This is a genomic window from Mycobacterium sp. G7A2 (assembly GCF_041902445.1).
Classification (GTDB): Bacteria; Actinomycetota; Actinomycetes; order Mycobacteriales; family Mycobacteriaceae; genus Mycobacterium.
The window spans coordinates 1,285,264-1,304,146 of record NZ_CP169251.1 but is presented as its reverse complement, the minus strand read 5'-3'; the positions used below and the strand labels follow the sequence as shown (position 1 = coordinate 1,304,146).

The window sequence follows — 18,883 nt, the reverse complement described above, 5'->3', positions numbered from 1 at the left end:
CCTTGGTGAGGTCAGACGTCGTAGGAGTCGCGCAGCGTGGAATCGATCTCGCGCGTGGAGGTGAAGTTCTCGATCACCTTGACGGGCACTCCCACATCGCCGAGGGTTCGGGCGATCTCGCCGGACGTCAGGATCAGGTCGGCTTCTTTGGCCCTGCCCTTGGCCGAGATGGTGTCGGTGGCCTCGACTTTGATGAACGGCGCCCACCCCCACGTGGACAGCACCTGCTCGAGTGTGTTCTTCAGGAAAAGGCTGGTGCCCAAGCCGTTTCCGCAGACTGTCAGGATCAGGTTCTTGGGCTGCGACGCACCGCTGGATGCGGGTGCCGACGCCGGCGCCGTGGAACCCAGCGCCGCGAGCAACTCGTCGGGGGTCGCCGCGGACTCCAGTGCAGCACGCCGGTCGGTGTCACCGAGTAGCTTGGCCAACTCGGCCATCGCGGTGTTGTGGGCTCCGGAGTCGGTGGCGGCCAGTGCGACGACCAGGGACACCGGGTCGTTGGTCTTGTGGCCGAAGGAAACTGGCTGGGCCAGTCGCACCCAGGACATACCGGTGTGGTGGACGGCAGGAGACGGTCGGGCGTGTGCAAAGGCGAAGCCCGGGGCCACCACGATGTAGGGGCCGTTGGTTTCGACGTTGTCGATCATCGACTGCGTGTAGGGGGCGTCGGCGATGCCGGCGTGTTCCAGTAATTCACCGGCCGCGACGATCGATTCCTGCCAGGTTTCCGCGGCCACGTCCAGCGCGATGCAGTTCGCAGACAGTAGCTCGAGCAGGTCGGCCATGGCCGAACCCTACCCAAACCCGTCGGCGCGGTTACCCGGTTTGCGCGCTCACCCGGCGACGAGCGCGCACGACCTGCCGGGAACAGCGACGCGCGGCTGCACAGACTCGCGCGTTCGCCGAACCTAGGTGACCAGGGAGACCGAGGTGGAGCGGCGCAGCTTGCCCGACGACGTCTTCGGGATGCTGCCCGGCCCGAGCACCACGACGTTGCGGGGGCGCACGTCCACCTCGGCGACGACCTCGTGGGCCACCTGATGCTCGATCCGGCGGACCTCGACCGGGTCCTGCCAGGCATTGGACTCGACCGCGACGGCGAAGGTCTCGCGGGAATGGCCGGCGTCCAGACGCACCGCCACCGCACACCCCGGACGCACCCCGTCCACCCGGCCGGCGGCGCGCTCGATGTCGGTCGGATAGATGTTGCGGCCGGCCATGATGATGACGTCCTTGACGCGACCGCAGACCACCACGTTGCCCTCTTCGGTCATGTAACCGAGGTCGCCGGTGTCGTACCAGCCGTGCTCGTCCTGCGCGGGGATGAACCCGCCCATGGTCATGTAGCCGGGCGTCACGCACTCGCCGCGCAGCTCGATCACCCCGACCCCGCGGGCCGGCATGACCTCACCGTGGTCGTCGATGACGCGGGCTTCGAGGTCGGTCAACAGCGGACCGAGTTCGGCAAGGCGCTTGGTGTGCCCCTTGGTCGCCGGGACCGCGCGGCGCAGCGCGGCCAGCAGGTCGGCATCGACCTCGTCCACGGTCAGACCCTGGCCGCACGGCGAGAACGACACCGCCAGCGTGGTCTCGGCCATGCCGTAGGCGGGCAGGATCGCACCCGGGTCCAGTCCGAACGGCTTACCGGCGTCCAGCAGATCCTCGACGTCGGCGGGCTCGACCGGCTCGGCGCCCGACAGTGCGAAGCGCAACGTCGACAGGTCGAACTCGCCGGGCTTGGCCTGGCGGCGCAACCGCTTGGCGAACAGCGCGTAGGCGAAGTTCGGCGCCGCGGTCATCGTGCCCTTGTACTTGTCGATCAGCTTGGCCCACAGCAGGGTGTCCCGCATGAAGTCCATCGGCGTGACCTTGACCAACTCGGCGCCGAAGTACATCGGGATGGTCAGGAAGCCGACCATGCCCATGTCGTGGAAACAGGGCAGCCAGCTGACCATGACGTCGGTCTCGACGTCGTACTGCGCGCCGATGAACATGGCCTCGGCGTTGGAGTAGATGTTGCGGTGGGTGATCTGGACGGCCTTCGGAGACCCGGTGGAGCCCGACGTCAGCTGCATCAGCGCCAGCTCGTCCTCGCCCACCTCGAGGGGGTCGACCGGATCGGCCGCCAGCAGGTCGTCCACCTTGAGGACGGTGATGCCCTTCTCCTCGAGCACCGGCACCGCCACCAGGAACGGTTCGGAGACGATGACGGCCTTGGCCTCGATCATCCCGATGACGGTCATCGTGTCCTCGGCCCACACCGCCAGGTCGGTGCGGGGGGTCGGCTGGTGCAGCATGGTCAGGCTGGCGCCACGCATCCACAGCCCCTGCGCGGTCGGGGCGATCTCGACCGGGAAACCCGCGAGCACGCCGACCGCGTCGCCGAGTCCGACGCCGGCCGCGGCGAGACCGCCGGCGATGCGCCGCGCTCGCTCGTGCACCTCACCCCAGGTGTGCCGAACCGGTTCGTACGGCTCGCCGGTCACCATTCCGCGGTTGCTGGTGCGGGCATTGCGGTACATCTTCTCGGTGAATCTGCTCACGACGACCTCCTCGCCGACATCTGCCCCGTCGAAAACGCGCTTTGTCCATGTTCCGCCTGTTGGGAGGCGTTTTCACGGAGGCGCGCACACATTTGGGGAGCGGTTGTGTCTCGAATCGGTGATGTCCCGAAGCCGCGATCAGATTCACCCAAGCACCCACCGAGAGTTCTCCCGGTGGGCAAGCTCGTTGCGTCCACTTCTCGACCGCTAGCTCTCACCGCCGATCATCTTAAGCAACTCTTAAGTAACTGCCAAACGATCGCGGCTTTTGAGGCATGAGTCACACCCGGCTGCGCCTCAGCTCGCCGGCGACGGCGTCGGCACGACGCGGGCACCGTGCACCGGCCCGCTGGCCACCCGGACCGTGCGGCACACCCCGGCGCCGGCGAGCTCGGTGCCGACGTCGAGCGCCGCTCCGGCCGACGCGCACAGGAACGCACACGTGGGGCCCGATCCGGACACCACGCCGGCCAGCGCGCCCGCCTCGAGCCCGGCGCGCAGTGTGCGGCGCAGCGAGGCATCGAGGCTCAGCGCGGCCGGCTGCAGGTCGTTGCCCAGCAGCGGCGCGAGCTCGGCGGGGTCACCCGAGGACAGCGCGGCCAGCAGCGGCTCCGGGCTCTCCAACCGGGGCGGCAGCGTGCGGCCACCCTCGGCGCGCAGCCGGTCGATCTCGGCGAAAACGGCCGGTGTCGACAGGCCTCCCGGCGAGAACGCGAGCACCCAGTGGAACGTGTGGCGGGTCAGCACGGTGGCGAGTTCCTCGCCGCGGCCGGTGCCCAGCGCGGTTCCGCCGTGCAGCGCGAACGGGACGTCACTGCCCAGCTGGGCGGCCAGGGCGTGCAGGTCCCGGCGGGGCACGCCGAGCTCCCACAGCTCGTTCATCGCGACCAGCACGGCCGCCGCGTCGGCACTGCCGCCCGCCATCCCGCCGGCGACGGGAATGGTCTTCTCGATCGAGATCGACACGTCCGGTGCGCGGCCGACGTGCTCGGCCATCAACTCCGCCGCCCGCCACGCCAGGTTGCGCTCGTCGGTGGGCAGCGAGTCGGCGCCCTCGCCGGTCAGCTCCAGCGACAACAGGTCGGCGGTGGTCACCGTGACCTCGTCGAGCAACGACACCGCGTGGAAGACCGTCGTGAGTTCGTGATAGCCGTCCGGGCGGCAATCACCCACATCGAGATAGAGGTTGACCTTGCCGGGGACCCGGACGGTCACCGAACCGGTGGGAACCCACTCCGGTGCCGTATTGCCGTCATGCGCGGACACCGATCGACAGTAACGCGCGCACTGCTACGCGTGAACTCCGGTCCGGTTCAGTGGACTTGGGTCTCTTCGTCCTCGACGAGTTCCCGGACGGGCTCGGGCTTGGGCACGACGTGCCAGTCCGAGGAGCGCTGCAGCAGCCGCACGAAGTCGTCGATGGCGAGCGTCTCCCCACGGCGCGACGGGTCGATGCTGGCGGCGAGCAGCCGGCTGGCCGACTCGTTGCCGGAGCCCGCCCACTCGGCGAACGCGTTGCGCGATGTCTTGCGCCGCTGCGCGAACGCGATGTCGATGAGGTCGAAGACCTGCTGCCGGAACTCGGGATCGGTCGGCCACTTGGACGTCTCGTAGCGGTCGATGCGCACCAGGCCGGAGTACACCCGCGGGATCGGCCAGAAGACGGTCGGTGAGACGCTGCCGTAGCGTCGCACGTTCCCGAAGAACCGCATCTTGGCGCTCGGCACGCCGTAGTCTTTGCCGCCCGGCTCGGCAGCAAGCCGCTCGGCGACCTCGGCCTGCACCATGACCATGACGGTGCGGATGCTGGGGAACTCGGCGAGCAGATGCAGCAGCGCGGGGACGGCGACGTTGTAGGGCAAATTTGCCACAACTGCAGTCGGCGGGTCTGGCATCTCGGATTGCTCAAAGGTCAAGATGTCCTGGTTGATGACCTTGAAGCGGTTCGCCTCGCTGTGCGAATGGTCGGCGATCGTGGTGGGCAGCTGACGTGCCAGCACCGGGTCGATCTCGACTGCGGTCACCCGTGCTCCGCGGTCCAGCAGCGCCAGGGTCAGCGATCCCAGGCCGGGACCCACCTCGAGCACATGATCAGACCTGTTGACGCCGGACGCGGACACGATGCGCCGCACCGTGTTGGCGTCGTGGACGAAGTTCTGACCGAACGACTTGCGTGGCCGGAAGTCAATCGACTTAGCCAGGTGTCGAATCTCGGTTCGCCCGAGGAGCCGAATTGTCATCGCGCACCGATCCTCCCGCTACAGGTCGGCCACGCTCCCCAACCTTGGCGCGCCCGAGTTACTTCAGCTATCGCGATCTGCTCTTCTCTCGTTGCCAGATCCGCTCGCTGAGCATACCTCAGACCACCGTTGCGCTCCCAGGTGTTTTGATCAAATTGAACGCCACCGAAATATCCGTTGCCCGTGTTGATCGCCCAATTACCTCCGGCTTCGCAACGAGCAAGGGCATCCCACGTCGCTCCATTGGACACCGCCGGCACTTCGGTGCCCGGTTTCGCGCCGACGCGGAGCACACCGTCGCGCGCAGGATTCACGACGACATTGGCTACTGGCAACCTGCCGGTCTCGACGCCGTTGACCGTGGAAACCGCGAAGGTGACGTCCTGGACGCCCGGCATCCCGGGGTCTTCGACGATCTGGCGGCTCATGTTCAGCGTCACGTCCTCGATGCGCTGGTTGTTCGGCGTGAGCGGCAGACGCTCGGTGACCTTCTCGATGCGCATCCGGGTGACGGTGATCTCCATGCCGTCGACGACGCGCGCCGACGGTGCCGGCACGACGATGTCGCTTTGCTGCAGCGGGGCACCCGCCGCCTCGAGCAGAGCCGCGACGTTGGGGGCGGCCAGATGCACGGTGCGCACCGCGCCGCCGTCGTCGAGCCGCACCGTTTTGGGGCTGACCACCGGCAACGCCATCCCACCCAGCGGGACGCGGGAGCCGCGCGAGGCGGCCAGCGGCGCCTTGTCGGTCATCCTCAGCTGCGCCAGCGCCTCGTCGACGGTGGCGGCGGTGGTCCACACCTGCTCGGTGCCGCCGCCGTCGGTGGAGATCTCCAACGGCCGGCTGCGGCGCAGGACGATGGTGTCGGACTGGTGCACGGGGCTGTCTGCGGCCGGGTAGAGGTCGTCGCGCTCGCCGACGTCGAACCCGTTCTCCTTGACGACGTCGATCACCCGGGACTTCATCGTCGGCACCGTCATCGAGGCGCCGTCGACGCTCAGCGTCACGGTCTTGTGTGCGGCGACGGCGGTGCCACCGGCAAAGACCAGCGCCAACAGCGTCGCGGCGACCAGCACCCGCAGCATGGGCGAGCGCGATTGATGGAGTTTGTTCACTGCATTCACGTCGTAAGACCCCGACTTAAGCACCATGGGCCGTCGGTAATCCGGCTCATGTTCGATCACAGAACGGTAACGAAAAGGCCTACGAGCGGCAACTTTCCCAGCCGTACACCCGATTCGCCGTCGCGGAGCTCTCCTCGGCGAGTTCCTCCGCAGGCCGGCCGACGAGTTCGGCCAACGCTCGCACAGTGTAGGGCAGACAGTAGGACTCGTTCGGCGCGCCTCGATACGGGTGCGGGGTCAGAAACGGCGCATCGGTCTCCACGAGCATCTGCCCGGCCGGGATCAGCGGGGCGGCTTCGCGCAGCTCACGGGCATTTCGGAAGCTCACGGTGCCCGACAGGCTGAGGATCCAGCCGGCGTCGACGCACGTGCGCGCCATCTCGGGACCCGACGAAAAACAGTGGAAGATCACGGTCTCGGGAGCGCCCTCGGCGCGCAGCACGTCGAGCACCTCGGCGTCGGCGTCGCGGTTGTGGATCATCAACGGCTTGCCCGTCCGCTTGGCCAGGTCGATGTGCCAGGCGAACGCCTCGCGCTGCTGCGCCGGTTCGGCGCACCCCTGCAGCCGGCCCGGCCAGTACAGGTCCAGTCCCGTCTCGCCGACCGCGACCACCCTTTCCCGGCCCGCCAGCTGCTCGAGCTCGGCCTTCGCGGCGTCGGTCAGCGCGTCCGCGCGGGTCGGGTGCAGCGCCACCGCGGCGTAGACCCGGGGATCCCAGTCGGCCGCCTGCGCGGCCCACCGGGCGGCGTCCAGGTCGTCGGCGATCGTCACGACGGCCGCCACCCCGGCCTGACCGGCCCGGTCGAGGATCACCCCCACGTCGGCGGCGTCGACGGCGCCGCACGCGTCGAGGTGGGTGTGCGCGTCGATCAGCCGACCGACGGGCTCCGGGATGGGAGGCGGCTCACGCCGCTCTTTCTGGGAGCTCACATCCGCCTACTTTAGGGTTGACCCTGACATGAGCCAGCCCTACTACGTCACCACGGCGATCGACTACCCCAACGGTGCGCCGCACATCGGCCACGCCTACGAGAAGGTCGCCACCGACGCCATCGCCCGGTTCAAGCGACTCGACGGCTTCGACGTGCGGTTCCTGACCGGCACCGACGTCCACGGCCAGAAGATGTCCGAGACCGCCGCCAAGCTCGGGGTGCCGACCGCCGAGCTGGCCCGCACCAACTCCGAGATGTTCCAGCGCATGCAGGAGCGCCTCGACGTCTCCTTCGACCGGTTCATCCGCACCAGCGACGACGACCATTTCCGCGCCTCCGAGGAGATCTGGCGGCGGATGAACGACGCCGGCGACATCTACCTGGGCACCTACGCGGGCTGGTACTCGGTGCGCGACGAGCGGTTCTTCGCCGAGGACGAGATCGAGGAACGCGACGGCGTGCGCGTCGCGATCGAGACCGGCACGCCGGTGACGTGGACCGAGGAGCAGACCTACTTCTTCCGGCTGTCGGCCTACGGCGACAAGCTGCTCGAGCACTACCGCACCCACCCGGACTTCATCGCACCCGACGTGCGGCGCAACGAGGTCGTCAGCTTCGTCTCGGGTGGCCTGCGCGATCTGTCGATCTCGCGGACGACCTTCGACTGGGGAGTGCCCGTCCCCGATCACCCCGACCACGTCATGTACGTGTGGGTCGACGCGTTGACGAACTACCTGACCGGGGTGGGTTTTCCGGACACCGAATCGGCGATGTTCACCCGCTACTGGCCGGCCGACCTGCACATGATCGGCAAGGACATCATCCGGTTCCACACGGTGTACTGGCCGGCGTTCCTGATGTCGGCCGGCATCGAGCTGCCCAAGCGGGTCTTCGCCCACGGGTTCATCAACGTCAAGGGCGAGAAGATGAGCAAGTCGGTGGGCAACGTGATCGATCCGCTGGCTCTCGTCGACGAGTTCGGCGTCGACCCGGTGCGTTTCTTCCTGCTGCGTGAGATCCCGTTCGGCCAGGACGGCAGCTACAGCGCGGAAGGAATCGTCGCCCGCATCAACGCCGATCTGGCCAACGAGTTCGGCAACCTCGCGCAGCGCTCGTTGTCGATGGTCGCCAAGAACCTCGATGCGACCGTCCCGCAACCCGGGGACTTCAGCGCCGCCGACCGCGAGCTGCTGGCCCTCGCGGATGAGCTGCTGGACAAGGTGCGCGGCCACTACGACGCGACCGCGATGCACCTGGCGCTCGAGGCCATCTGGTCGGTGCTGGGCGCCGCCAACCGGTACTTCTCCGCGCAGGAACCCTGGGTGCTGCGCAAGACCGACCCCGACCGGTTCGCCACCGTGCTCTACACGACGCTGGAGGTGGTGCGCATCGCCGCGCTGCTCAGTCAGCCGGTCATGCCGGCGTCGATGGCCACGCTGCTGAGCCTGTTGGGGCAACCCGAGGACCAACGGATGTTCTCCGCGATCGCGACGCGGTTGGCGCCGGGCACCGCGCTGCCCGCGCCCACGGGGGTGTTTCCCCGCTACCAGGCGGACTGAGTTCTTTCCTCTATATATGTGCGCTGGGTCACACCCGCTACCTGTGTGTGCTGGGTCACACCGTGTCACACTTCGGTCGTCCCCGGTGTCTCAAGGTCACCCCGGCTCGACAGGGAGCCGGCCGACCCGAGGAGTAGGCATGCCCACAAACCAGATCCACGTCGTCGTGCTCGGCGGCGGATACGCCGGAGTGATGGCCGCCAACCGACTCGAAACCCGCGACGACGTGGCCGTCACGCTGGTCAACCCGCGACCACACTTCGTCGAACGCATCCGCCTGCACCAGATGGTCGTCGACGGCGACCCGGCGACCCAGACCTTCACGACCGTGCTCAACCCGGGCGTGCACGTCGTCGTCGACAGCGCCGAGCACATCGACGCGGCGGCCCGGCGGGTGCGGCTGGCCTCCGGATCGGCGCTGGACTACGACTACCTGGTCTACGCCGTCGGCAGCACCTCCGCGACTCCGGCCGGGGTGCCGGGCGCCGCCGAGTTCGCCTACCCGATCAGCGAGTGGGAGCAGGCCCAGCGGCTACGCACCCGGCTGGCCGACCTCCCCCTGCAGGCGTCGGTCGTCGTCGTCGGAGCCGGGCTGACCGGTATCGAGGCCGCCGCCGAGTTCGCCGAGGCGGGCCGTGCCGTGACGCTGGTCAGCAGCATCATCGGTCCGTCGCTGAGCAAGCCCGCCCGCCGCTCGGTGACCAAACGGCTGCGCAAGCTCGGTGTCACGCTGATCGAGCAGAGGTCCGTCGCCGCGGTCGGTCCCGGCCACGTCGTGCTCGACGACGGCCGCACCCTGGCCAGCGAGGCGACGGTGTGGACCGCCGGGTTCGCAGTTCCGGCCCTGGCCGCCGCCAGCGGACTGACCACCGACGGCATCGGCCGTCTCGTCACCGACGAAACGCTGACCAGCGTCGACGACGAGCGCATCGTCGCCGCCGGCGACGCGTCGGCGCCGTCGGGACAGCCCTACCGGATGAGCTGCCAGGCCGGCCTGCCGCTGGGAGCGCAGGCGGCCGCGACGGTGCTGGCCCGCATCGCCGGCGACGTGCCCGCTGACGCCACCGTGCCGATGACCGGACAGTGCATCAGCTTGGGCCGGCGGGCCGGCACCGTGCAGCTGCAACGCCCCGACGACACCCCCGTCAATGTCTACCTCGGCGGACGCACCGGCGCGTTCGTCAAGGAGCAGGTGTGCCGCTACACGGTGAAGTGGCTGGCCGGCGAAGCCGCGAAGCCGGGGTCGTACAAGACGCTCAAAGGGCCCGCACGCACCACCGAACCCGCTGACGTCGCGGCGGCACCGTGACCGACGAGCACGCCGAGCGGTTCACCTCTCTGCGGCCTCTGCTGTTCACGATCGCCTACGAGATCCTCGGCAGCGCCACCGAATCCGACGACGTGCTGCAGGAGAGCTACCTGCGCTGGGCCGAGGTCGACCTGACCACGGTGCGCGACAGCAGGGCCTACCTGGCCCAGCTGGTCACCCGACAGGCCCTCAATGCGCTGCGCGCCCAGTCCCGGCGCCGCGAGCAGTACATCGGCCCGTGGCTGCCCGAGCCGCTGCTGACCGAGCCGGACCCGTCGGCGGACGTGGTGCTGGCCGAGTCGGTGTCGATGGCGATGCTGGTGGTGCTCGAGACGCTCAGCCCGGACGAACGCGCGGTGTTCGTGCTGCGGGAGGTGTTCGGCTTCGGCCATGACGAGATCGCCACCGCCGTGGGGCGGTCGGTGGCCGCGGTGCGGCAGATGGCCCACCGCGCCCGCGAACACGTCCAGTCCCGGCGCAAGCGGTTCGAACCCGTCGACCCGCAGGTCTCCGCCGAGATCACGGCGCGGTTCTTCACCGCGGCGGCCACCGGCGACCTGGACGGGCTGATGGCCATGCTGGCCCCCGACGTGGCGTGGACTGCCGACAGCGACGGCAAGGTCAGCGCGGCCCGCAGGCCGGTGCTGGGCGCCGACCGGGTGGCGCGGCTGGTGATGGGCTTCGCCCGGATGGCCGGCACGGATGGACGCGTCGAGCCGGCGGTCTACAACAGTGCCCCGGCGATGGTGCTGTACCTCGGCGAGCACCTCGAAGGGGTGGTGACGTTCGACGTCGAGGACGGCCGGATCACGAACTTCTATGCGATGCGCAACCCGGAGAAGCTGGCCTCGGTGATGGTGCCCCGTCAGATCGGCCGATGACCCCCACGCCGGCGGTATCTGTCGCGCTTGACGTCTGTCAGGCTTGACCGGTGCGTATCGAGCGGCTCGGCGACCTGGGCGACGGCCCGTCGGTGCTGCGGGCGCTGGCCACCGCGACCGGCCGGCTCGGCCTGCCGCCACCGGCCGCGCTGATCGGCGAGTGGTTCGGCTCTCGCGCGGTCATCGCCCCCAGCCTGAGCGCGTCGGCGGTGACACCGGGCGACGTCTTCGCCGCACCGCCGGGCGGTCGCTGTGACGGACCGGTCGGCGGCGGCTGGTTCGGCTACCTGTCGTACCCCGACGGCGGCGCCGACGGCCGCGGCCCGCGCATCCCGGAGGCCGCCGGCGGTTGGTCGGAGACGGTGCTGCGCTGCGACGCCGACGGCGTGTGGTGGCACGAAAGCCTCACCGGGACAGGGTGTCCGGGGTGGGTGCGCGACGCGTTGCATGCGCCGGCCGCGCGCCGGGACGCCTCCATCACCTGGGCCGGCGCCGACCGCGCCGCGCACCAGCACGGGGTACGGGAGTGCCTGGAGGCCATCGCGGCCGGCGAGGTCTATCAGGCGTGCGTGTGCACCCAGTTCACCGGCACGCTGCACGGCGACGCCGCTGATTTCTTCGTCGACGCGGTGACACGCACCTCGCCCGCCCGCGCCGCCTACCTGGCCGGTGACTGGGGTGCGGTGGCGTCGTTGTCCCCGGAGCTGTTTCTCAGCCGCTGTGGCGAAACCACGCGGTCGAGTCCGATCAAGGGCACCCTGCCCGCCGACGCCGACCCGGCCCAGCTGCGGGCCTCGGTCAAGGATGTCGCCGAGAACATCATGATCGTCGACCTGGTGCGCAACGATCTGGGCCGCGTCGCGCGGACCGGCTCGGTGACCGTGCCCGAACTGCTCGCCGTACGCCCGGCGCCGGGGGTGTGGCACCTGGTGTCGACGGTCGCCGCGCAGGTGCCCGTCGACGTGTCGATGTCCGATGTGCTGGCGGCGACGTTCCCGCCGGCGTCGGTCACCGGCACGCCAAAAGACCGGGCCCGCGAGCTGCTGCGCGCCTGGGAGCCCGGCCGCCGTGGCGTGTACTGCGGCACGGTCGGCCTGGCCTCACCGGTGGCCGGCTGTGAACTCAACGTCGCCATCCGCACCGTCGAGATCACCGCCGACGGCGCCGCGGTGCTGGGCGTCGGGGGCGGGATCACCGCCGACTCGGACCCCGGTCGGGAGTGGGAGGAGTGCCTGCACAAGGCGGCCCCGATCCTCGGCGAGGGTCAGCCGCGCGAGCGCAGGACGGCGTCGTAGAGCTCGCGCTTGGACGGGGCACCCGCGGTGGCCTCGACGACCTGCGCGCAGGCGTCCTTGACGCGCATGCCGGCACCGACGAGCCGGTTGACCTCCTCGACCAACGACTCGGGGTCCGCTGACGGGACCACTCCGGCCAGCACCACGCTGATCTCCCCCAGCACCCCGTCGGCCGCCCAGTCGGCGAGTTCGGCGAGCGTGCCGCGGACCACCTCCTCGTGCGTCTTGGTCAGCTCGCGGCACACCGCGGCGCGGCGGTCCGGCCCGAGAACGTCCACGGCGTCGCGCAGGCAGTCGCCCAGCCGCCGGGGTGACTCGAAGAACACGCAGGTGCGCTGCTCGCCGGCCAGCCCGGCCAGCCAGGTCTTGCGGGCGGACCGCTTGCGCGGGGCGAACCCCTCGAAACAGAACCGGTCGGCCGGCAGTCCGGCGACCGCCAGCGCCGTCGTCACCGCCGACGGTCCCGGCAGGCACTGCACCGGCAGCTGCGCCTCGACACAGGCCGTCACCAGCCGGTATCCCGGGTCGCTGATCATCGGCATGCCGGCGTCGCTGACCAGCAGCACCGTCGACCCGGCGCGGATGTCGTCGAGCAGCGCGGGCACCCGCGACGCCTCGTTCTGATCGAAGACGCTGACCACCCGGCCGGCGAGCCGGACCTCCAGCGCCTGGGCCAGCACCCGCACACGGCGGGTGTCCTCGGCGGCGATCACGTCGGCGCTGCCCAACGCGCGGACCAGCCGCGTCGAGGCGTCCGACGGCTGTCCGAGCGGCGTGGCGCCGATGAGCAGTCGACCGGCAGTCATGTCCGACAGCCTACGATCGCTGTCGTGACCGCCGCCCCGGCCGCAGAACGCGTTGCCAGCCCGCCCGCGGCTCCGGTGATCAGCCCGGGGCCGGTGACTCCGGTGGCCGACTTCGGACCGCTGGACCGGATGCAGGGCTGGGCCATGACCGCGGTGATCACCGCGCTGGCCGCGATCACCCGATTCCTCAACCTCGGCTCGCCCACGGATGCGGGCACCCCGATCTTCGACGAGAAGCACTACGCCCCGCAGGCCTGGCAGATGCTGGGTAACCACGGCGTCGAGGACAACCCCGGCTACGGCCTGGTGGTGCACCCGCCGGTCGGCAAGCAGCTCATCGCGATCGGGGAGGCCATCTTCGGCTACAACGGGCTGGGGTGGCGGTTCTCCGGCGCGGTGTGTGGTGTCGTGCTGGTGTTGCTGGTCGTGCGCATCGCGCGGCGCATCAGCCGGTCCACGCTCATCGGGGGCGTGGCGGGGCTGCTTCTGATCGCCGACGGCGTCAGCTTCGTCACCGCCCGCACCGCGCTGCTGGACGGTTTCCTGACGGTGTTCGTGGTCGCGGCGTTCGGCTGCCTGATCGTCGACCGCGACCAGATCCGCGACCGCATGCACAAGGCGCTGCTCGACGGGCGGATCGACGAAACCGTGTGGGGGCCACGGCTGGGCGTGCGGTGGTGGCGTTTCGGCGCGGGCGTGCTGCTGGGTCTGGCGTGCGCCACCAAGTGGTCCGGCCTGTATTTCGTGATGTTCTTCGGCCTGATGACGGTGGCCTTCGACGTCGCCGCCCGCAAGCAGTACCGGGTGCCGCGGCCGTGGCTGGGGACGTTCCGCCGCGATGTCGGACCGGCGCTCTACGCCCTGGTGCTGATCCCGTTCGGGGTGTACCTGGCCTCCTACGCGCCGTGGTTCGCCTCCGAGACCGCGATCGACCGCTACGAGGTGGGCCGCTCGATCGGGCCGGACAGCGTGCTGCCGATCCCCGACGCGCTGCGCTCGCTGTGGCACTACACCTACGGCGCGTACCGGTTCCATTCCGGTCTGACCAACGCCGACGGCAATCACCACCCCTGGGAGTCCAAGCCGTGGACGTGGCCGATGTCGCTGCGGCCGGTGCTGTATGCGATCGACTCCGAGAACGTGTCCGGCTGTGGGGCGCAGTCCTGCGTGAAGGCCGTCATGCTGGTCGGCACCCCGGCAATGTGGTTCCTGGCGGTGCCGGTGCTGGGGTGGGCGCTGTGGCGGGCGTTCGTGAAGCGGGATTGGCGCTATGCCGTGCTGCTGGTGGGCTACAGCGCCGGCTTCCTGCCCTGGTTCGCCGACATCGACCGGCAGATGTACTTCTTCTACGCCGCGACGATGGCGCCGTTCCTGGTGATGATCATCGCGCTGATCCTCGGCGACATCCTCTACAAGCCGGGCCAGAACGCCGAGCGACGAACGCTGGGCCTGCTGGTGGCGTGTTGCTATGTGGCGCTGGTGATCACGAACTTCGCGTGGCTGTATCCGATCCTGACGGGGCTGCCGATCTCGCAGCACACGTGGAACATGCAGATCTGGCTGCCATCCTGGCGATAGGTTTTCGCCGGACGTCACCACAGTGCTCGAACGGTAGCCGCGGAGGCGCCGACGCTACCGGGAATGCACGTTCGCGCACTCCCCCATGTCTAGAGCGGGTCGCGGGCGGCCGGGCACGACATGCAGCGTGGCCCACCGCGGCCGGTGCCGAGCTCGGAGGCGGCGATCGGCAGGACCTCGATGCCCGAATCGGCCAGCCGGGCATTGGTTTCGGTGTTGCGCTCGTAGGCCACCACCACCCCGGGCGCGAGCGCCAGCGTGTTGTTGCCGTCGTCCCACTGCTCGCGCTCGGCGGTCACCGGGTCCAGGCCGGTGTCGATGACGCGCAGCTTGCCGATGCCCATCGCGTCGGCCGCGGCGTCGACGAACGGCGCCGCGTTGTCGATCTTCACCCCCGAGCCGGTGCGCCGGATGGTGAACGCGGTCAACGTGTCCACGATGTTCGGGTACATCACCACCGCGTCGGTGTCGACCATGGTGCACACCGTGTCCAGATGCATCTGCGCGCGTTCCTGCGCAATCGGCACCGCCAACACGGTGTGGGCGAGGCCGTCGTCGAACAGGCTGCGGGCCAGCGCTTCTGCCCCCGCCGGTGTCGTGCGCTCCCCCACCCCGACCGCGAGGACGCCGGGCCCGAGCAGCAGTACGTCGCCGCCCTCCACCGGGGCCGAGCGCGATTCGTAGGCCCGCCTGGTGCCCAGGAAACGCGGATGGTGGGCGTAGATCAGGTCCGTCAGCGACGTCTCCCGGGCCCGGGCGGGCAGCGCGAGCGACGTGATCGCCACCCGCGGCCCGATCCAGACCGACGAGTCCCTGGCGAACAACAGGTTCGGCAACGGGTCGACGACGAAGTCGCCGCCGTGGTGCATCCGGCGCACCAGAGACAGCTCCCCCTCCCGGAAGGGCAACTCGTCGAACGTCATCCCGCCCGTCAGCACGTGGGCCAGCGACGGAGCGTCGAGGGTCCGCAGATACGCCGACAGTTCCTGGGCCAGCGGCACGCCGAGACGCCGCGAATTCACCGCCGCGGAGATGCCGTGCATACGGGCCGCACCGCTGTGGGCCAGCGCCTCGGTCAGCAGCTCACCGAGCAGCAGCACCTCGACCCCGCGGGAACGCAGCAGCCCGGCGAACGCGTCGTGTTCCTCCTGCGCCTTGGCCACCCACGGCAGACCGTCGAACAACAGTGTGTCGTTGTTGCGGGGGGTCAGCCGCTGCAACTCCGGACCCGGCCGGTGCAGGATCACCACCCGCAGCGTGCCGACCTCCGAATCACACCCCAGCGCAGCGCCTGTCACAGCTAGCACAGTAACCCCAAACCCCCACCTCAACTATGGTTTAGGTCATGGACCGGGCCCAGGAACTCACACCGGGCGAGATGGCGCTGCGCAGCGGGGTCGCGGTGTCCGCGCTGCACTTCTACGAGCGGGAGGGCCTGATCACCAGCAGGCGCACCAGCGGCAACCAACGCCGCTACAGCCGCGACATGCTGCGCCGGGTGGCGTTCATCCGGATGTCGCAGCGCTTGGGCATCCCGCTGGCCCGCATCCGGGAAGCGATGGCCACGCTGCCCGCAGACCGGACCCCCACCAGCAAGGATTGGGCGCGGTTGTCGGCGGCGTGGCGGGCCGACCTCGACGAGCGCATCGTCCATCTCCAGCGGTTGCGCGACAACCTGGCTGGATGCATCGGATGTGGTTGCCTGAGCCTGAAGGTCTGCGCGCTGGCCAACCCGGGCGACGCACTCGCCGAGGAGGGCCCAGGCGCCGTCCGCCTCTGAGATATCGAACGCCTGTGCGATAGACTGCCGGGCATGCAGCAGGCCCTGCAAAGCTCACTGTTCGACCACTCCGAGCGTCGCGAGCTCGGCCACGGCGCCTGGTTGGAGGTCCGGTCGGGTTGGCTCGCCCAGGACGGCGCGAGCGACGCTGTCGATGGAGCCCTGTTCGACGAGCTGCGCGACACCGTGCCCTGGCGCGCCGAGCGCCGGCAGATGTACGACCGGGTGCTCGATGTGCCGCGGCTGGTCAGCTTCGTGGATTTTCGCAATGATGCGGCGGATCCGCCCCCGCATCCTCGGCTCAAGCAGCTGCGGCGCCGCCTCAACGACGCCTACGCCGGTGAGCTCGGCGAGCCGTTCGTCACTGCGGGGCTGTGCCTGTACCGCGACGGTGAGGACAGCGTGGCCTGGCACGGCGACACGATCGGACGCAGCAGTACCGAGGACACCATGGTGGCCATCGTCGGCCTCGGCGCGACACGGGTTTTCGCGTTGCGTCCGCGCGGCGGCGGGCCGGCGCTACGGTTGCGGCACGGCCACGGCGACCTGCTGGTGATGGGTGGATCCTGTCAACGCACCTGGGAGCACTGCATTCCCAAGACGGCGCGGCCCACCGGACCCCGCATCAGCATCCAGTTCCGGCCGCACAACGTGCGTTAGCCCTTGACCAGCTCCACCGCGCGCGTCACCAGGTCGCGGGCCCGCCCGGTGTCGACCCTGGCGACCGGCTGGTCCGGCACGACCAGCGGATTGGCGGTGACGATGACGATGAAGGGCCCGAAGTTCGCCACGTAGTTGTACAGCTCACCGGTGCGCGGTCCGGCTTGGGTGGTGGTCTGCAGCACGCGGTGGGTTCCGACCGTTTCGGTGTCCTCGATCTGCGGGGCCTCGATGACCTCGACCAGTCCGCGGATGCCCGGTCCGGTGAAGGTGACCTTCTGGCACTGGTCGCTCGGGCGGTTGACCGGCACCGGCTCCGAGGTCTCCACGGCCATCACGATGTAGCGGACTCCGTCCCCTTCGGCGGTGGTCGCGGCCATGTTGCCCTGGACGTCGGGCGGCAGGGTCCGCTCGTTGGCGAGCTTGCCGCAGTCGGCCGGGTCGAACGTCAGCCCCTCGGGCAGCGTCTGCGGGCCCAGCAGCCGCGGGTCGATGGCCGCCGGGCCGACGGTGCTGGCCGTGAACGGCGGACCGAACGAGTCCTCGATGCCCGCGATGTTGGCGATGTCGGCGTCAGCCAGATCGGGTTGGCTTGCCGCGCACGAGGCCAGCAGCACCGCGCACGCGCTCAGGGCCGGCACGGTCAGCTTCGGGTTCGACATCGCCGCCAAATGTACCCGCGCGGAGCTGCTCAACTGCGCAGCGCCGACACGGTTTCCACCAGCAGGTCGGCCGCGAACGCCGCATCCAGGCGCGGGTACGCCGAGCCGGGATCGGTGACCAGCGCGACGAAGCAGACGAACTGTCCGAGGTGGGCGACGAAGGTGTCGGCCTCGGCGCGGGTCTCGGTTCCGCCTTCGACCACGGTGGTCGCCGCGGTGGCCATCCCGACGGTGTGGGCCGCCTCCAGGGCCGGGGCCGGCAGCTCGCGCACCGTTGCGCTGGTGTGTCCGGCCGTCGCCGTCCAGGACCGGCAGGCCGCCGCCTCGACGGGCGGGCCGGGCGCGTCGGTCACGGGCGGGCCGGGCGCGTCGGTGACGAGCGGACCGGGCGCGGCAGCGGCGACGACCGCGTAGATGATGCCGCCGGGCCCCGAAGCCGACCAGCCCTGCGCCGAGTCGGGACGCACGGGCGGGGCAGCCAGCTCGACGCACTGCGCGGGTTGCGCCTCGACCGGGCCGGCCAACCCCCACACCGCCAGCGGTGTCGGCGCGCCGGTGTAGGAGGCGACCTCGTAGCCCGGCGGGAGCGCGTGGCGGGCGCGGTCGATACGGGCAGGTTCGACGGTGAGGTCCCGCGCCGTCGTGTCCGCCGAGGGCGTGGGCTCCGGCGTTCCGGCACACCCGGCGCACACCATCCCGAGTGCAACCAGCGCAGCCGGCGGGGGCAGCCTCACAGGCCGTTGATATCACGGCGAACTCTGTGTGGCTGGCTGCAACACCGGCGTCGGTGCTGCGGCTATGCTGCGCTGACATGAGCACCTCCATGCGCGCCGGCGTCGTCGCCGCCGCTGCCGTCGCCCTCGCGGTCGGGTTGTCCGCCTGCGCGTCGGACACCGCGACCGAGGGTTCGGCCACCACCGAGCCGAGCACCGAAACCACCAGCGCAGCGCCGACCACGTCGGCCCAGGCCGCGGGCCCCGAATCCGGCCCGACGATGACGATCGACGAGTACGTCGCCCAGAACGACATCGTCCAGACTCCCGTCCTGCCCGACGACCCGGACGCACCGGCGGTGACGCTGCCCATCGCGCAGGGCTGGGAGGACATGGGCGACCAGAGCCCACCCGGGGCCTACCGCGCCATGGTGTTCACCGCAGACCCGGCGGCTGCCGCCGACCCGCCGACCCTGATCGCGACGATGTCGAAGCTGACCGGCGAGGTCGACCAGGCCAAGATCATGGAATACGCCCCCGCCGACGTCCAGAACATGCCGGAGTTCCAGGGGATGAACACCGGGCAGCCGAGCGACCTGGCCGGCTTCGACGCGACGTTGATCGGCGGGTTCTACACCAAGGACGGCACCACCCGGATGATCGCGCAGAAGACGGTGGTGATCCCGGCCGAGGACGGCGTCTACGTGCTCAACGTCAAGGCGGACGGCCCGGAGGCGCAGCAGGGAGCGCTGATCGAGGCGACGTCGTTGATCGACGAACAGGCCACCATCGTTCCCTGA

General features: G+C 70.0%; 18 protein-coding genes. 8 read left to right on the top strand and 10 right to left on the bottom strand.

Annotated features, from left to right (window positions below; all coding sequences use genetic code 11):
- Window positions 1-11 precede the first annotated feature (11 nt).
- From ACEWX3_RS06335 to ACEWX3_RS06310, 6 genes are all read right to left on the bottom strand, one after another.
- Window positions 12-785 (bottom strand): PTS sugar transporter subunit IIA, encoded by a 774-nt coding sequence (locus ACEWX3_RS06335; RefSeq protein WP_207065895.1) that lies wholly within the window; start codon window positions 783-785, stop codon window positions 12-14.
- Window positions 786-908: 123 nt separating this feature from the next.
- The gene (locus ACEWX3_RS06330) at window positions 909-2,543 is read right to left on the bottom strand and encodes a fatty acyl-AMP ligase (RefSeq protein ID WP_221354746.1); all 1,635 of its coding nucleotides are present in this window, start codon (window positions 2,541-2,543) and stop codon (window positions 909-911) included.
- Between the two features lie 297 nt (window positions 2,544-2,840).
- Complete coding sequence (locus tag ACEWX3_RS06325; RefSeq protein ID WP_207065897.1) at window positions 2,841-3,809, bottom strand: 4-(cytidine 5'-diphospho)-2-C-methyl-D-erythritol kinase; 969 nt, start codon at window positions 3,807-3,809, stop codon at window positions 2,841-2,843.
- 47 nt (window positions 3,810-3,856) lie between these two features.
- Window positions 3,857-4,783, bottom strand: coding sequence for a 16S rRNA (adenine(1518)-N(6)/adenine(1519)-N(6))-dimethyltransferase RsmA (gene rsmA / locus ACEWX3_RS06320; RefSeq protein ID WP_207065898.1), 927 nt, complete (start codon window positions 4,781-4,783; stop codon window positions 3,857-3,859).
- Window positions 4,780-5,907 (bottom strand): resuscitation-promoting factor, encoded by a 1,128-nt coding sequence (locus ACEWX3_RS06315; protein ID WP_207065899.1) that lies wholly within the window; start codon window positions 5,905-5,907, stop codon window positions 4,780-4,782. The genes rsmA and ACEWX3_RS06315 overlap by 4 nt, the downstream gene beginning before the upstream one ends.
- Before the next feature lie 79 nt (window positions 5,908-5,986).
- Window positions 5,987-6,838 (bottom strand): TatD family hydrolase, encoded by an 852-nt coding sequence (locus ACEWX3_RS06310; RefSeq protein WP_374158977.1) that lies wholly within the window; start codon window positions 6,836-6,838, stop codon window positions 5,987-5,989.
- A gap of 28 nt (window positions 6,839-6,866) precedes the next feature.
- Between ACEWX3_RS06310 and metG the strand changes: the two genes are divergently transcribed.
- From metG to ACEWX3_RS06290, 4 genes are all read left to right on the top strand, one after another.
- Window positions 6,867-8,399: a methionine--tRNA ligase gene (metG, locus tag ACEWX3_RS06305; protein WP_374158976.1), complete on the top strand. Its 1,533-nt coding sequence runs from the start codon at window positions 6,867-6,869 to the stop codon at window positions 8,397-8,399.
- 139 nt (window positions 8,400-8,538) lie between these two features.
- Window positions 8,539-9,708, top strand: a complete 1,170-nt coding sequence (locus ACEWX3_RS06300; RefSeq protein WP_374158975.1) for an NAD(P)/FAD-dependent oxidoreductase — start codon at window positions 8,539-8,541, stop codon at window positions 9,706-9,708.
- The gene (locus tag ACEWX3_RS06295) at window positions 9,705-10,589 is read left to right on the top strand and encodes an RNA polymerase sigma-70 factor (RefSeq protein WP_374158974.1); all 885 of its coding nucleotides are present in this window, start codon (window positions 9,705-9,707) and stop codon (window positions 10,587-10,589) included. The genes ACEWX3_RS06300 and ACEWX3_RS06295 overlap by 4 nt, the downstream gene beginning before the upstream one ends.
- Window positions 10,590-10,639: 50 nt before the next feature.
- A complete protein-coding gene (locus tag ACEWX3_RS06290; protein WP_374158973.1) occupies window positions 10,640-11,884 on the top strand; it encodes an aminodeoxychorismate synthase component I in 1,245 nt (414 codons plus the stop codon).
- Here ACEWX3_RS06290 and rsmI read toward each other — a convergent pair.
- Complete coding sequence (gene rsmI / locus ACEWX3_RS06285) at window positions 11,854-12,690, bottom strand: 16S rRNA (cytidine(1402)-2'-O)-methyltransferase (protein ID WP_374158972.1); 837 nt, start codon at window positions 12,688-12,690, stop codon at window positions 11,854-11,856. The two genes, ACEWX3_RS06290 and rsmI, sit on opposite strands and share 31 nt — an antisense overlap.
- Before the next feature lie 129 nt (window positions 12,691-12,819).
- On the opposite strand from rsmI, the gene ACEWX3_RS06280 reads away from it, so the two are divergent.
- Window positions 12,820-14,268, top strand: coding sequence for a dolichyl-phosphate-mannose--protein mannosyltransferase (locus tag ACEWX3_RS06280; protein WP_286182729.1), 1,449 nt, complete (start codon window positions 12,820-12,822; stop codon window positions 14,266-14,268).
- A gap of 89 nt (window positions 14,269-14,357) precedes the next feature.
- Here the strand turns inward: ACEWX3_RS06280 and arcA are convergent, their stop codons facing one another.
- Window positions 14,358-15,566 (bottom strand): arginine deiminase, encoded by a 1,209-nt coding sequence (gene arcA / locus ACEWX3_RS06275; RefSeq protein ID WP_374158971.1) that lies wholly within the window; start codon window positions 15,564-15,566, stop codon window positions 14,358-14,360.
- Between the two features lie 47 nt (window positions 15,567-15,613).
- Here arcA and soxR point away from each other — a divergent pair, with 47 nt between their 5' ends.
- Complete coding sequence (soxR, locus tag ACEWX3_RS06270) at window positions 15,614-16,048, top strand: redox-sensitive transcriptional activator SoxR (protein ID WP_152518486.1); 435 nt, start codon at window positions 15,614-15,616, stop codon at window positions 16,046-16,048.
- Between the two features lie 33 nt (window positions 16,049-16,081).
- A complete protein-coding gene (locus ACEWX3_RS06265; RefSeq protein WP_207065907.1) occupies window positions 16,082-16,708 on the top strand; it encodes an alpha-ketoglutarate-dependent dioxygenase AlkB in 627 nt (208 codons plus the stop codon).
- Here ACEWX3_RS06265 and ACEWX3_RS06260 read toward each other — a convergent pair.
- Window positions 16,705-17,370: a DUF5642 family protein gene (locus tag ACEWX3_RS06260; RefSeq protein ID WP_152518488.1), complete on the bottom strand. Its 666-nt coding sequence runs from the start codon at window positions 17,368-17,370 to the stop codon at window positions 16,705-16,707. The two genes, ACEWX3_RS06265 and ACEWX3_RS06260, sit on opposite strands and share 4 nt — an antisense overlap.
- 29 nt (window positions 17,371-17,399) lie before the next feature.
- Window positions 17,400-18,104, bottom strand: a complete 705-nt coding sequence (locus tag ACEWX3_RS06255; RefSeq protein ID WP_374158970.1) for a DUF5642 family protein — start codon at window positions 18,102-18,104, stop codon at window positions 17,400-17,402.
- A gap of 77 nt (window positions 18,105-18,181) precedes the next feature.
- On the opposite strand from ACEWX3_RS06255, the gene ACEWX3_RS06250 reads away from it, so the two are divergent.
- On the top strand, window positions 18,182-18,883 hold the full coding sequence (locus ACEWX3_RS06250) for an LpqN/LpqT family lipoprotein (protein ID WP_152518489.1): 702 nt from the start codon (window positions 18,182-18,184) through the stop codon (window positions 18,881-18,883).

What these genes read in the sequence shown, in the direction of transcription:
- ACEWX3_RS06335 (WP_207065895.1), bottom strand. Translation starts at nt 785, where the DNA reads ATGGCCGACCTGCTCGAGCTACTGTCTGCGAACTGCATCGCGCTGGAC.
- rsmA (WP_207065898.1), bottom strand. Translation starts at nt 4,783, where the DNA reads ATGACAATTCGGCTCCTCGGGCGAACCGAGATTCGACACCTGGCTAAG.
- metG (WP_374158976.1), top strand. Translation starts at nt 6,867, where the DNA reads ATGAGCCAGCCCTACTACGTCACCACGGCGATCGACTACCCCAACGGT.
- ACEWX3_RS06300 (WP_374158975.1), top strand. Translation starts at nt 8,539, where the DNA reads ATGCCCACAAACCAGATCCACGTCGTCGTGCTCGGCGGCGGATACGCC.
- rsmI (WP_374158972.1), bottom strand. Translation starts at nt 12,690, where the DNA reads ATGACTGCCGGTCGACTGCTCATCGGCGCCACGCCGCTCGGACAGCCG.
- ACEWX3_RS06280 (WP_286182729.1), top strand. Translation starts at nt 12,820, where the DNA reads ATGCAGGGCTGGGCCATGACCGCGGTGATCACCGCGCTGGCCGCGATC.
- soxR (WP_152518486.1), top strand. Translation starts at nt 15,614, where the DNA reads ATGGACCGGGCCCAGGAACTCACACCGGGCGAGATGGCGCTGCGCAGC.
- ACEWX3_RS06265 (WP_207065907.1), top strand. Translation starts at nt 16,082, where the DNA reads ATGCAGCAGGCCCTGCAAAGCTCACTGTTCGACCACTCCGAGCGTCGC.
- ACEWX3_RS06260 (WP_152518488.1), bottom strand. Translation starts at nt 17,370, where the DNA reads ATGTCGAACCCGAAGCTGACCGTGCCGGCCCTGAGCGCGTGCGCGGTG.
- ACEWX3_RS06250 (WP_152518489.1), top strand. Translation starts at nt 18,182, where the DNA reads ATGAGCACCTCCATGCGCGCCGGCGTCGTCGCCGCCGCTGCCGTCGCC.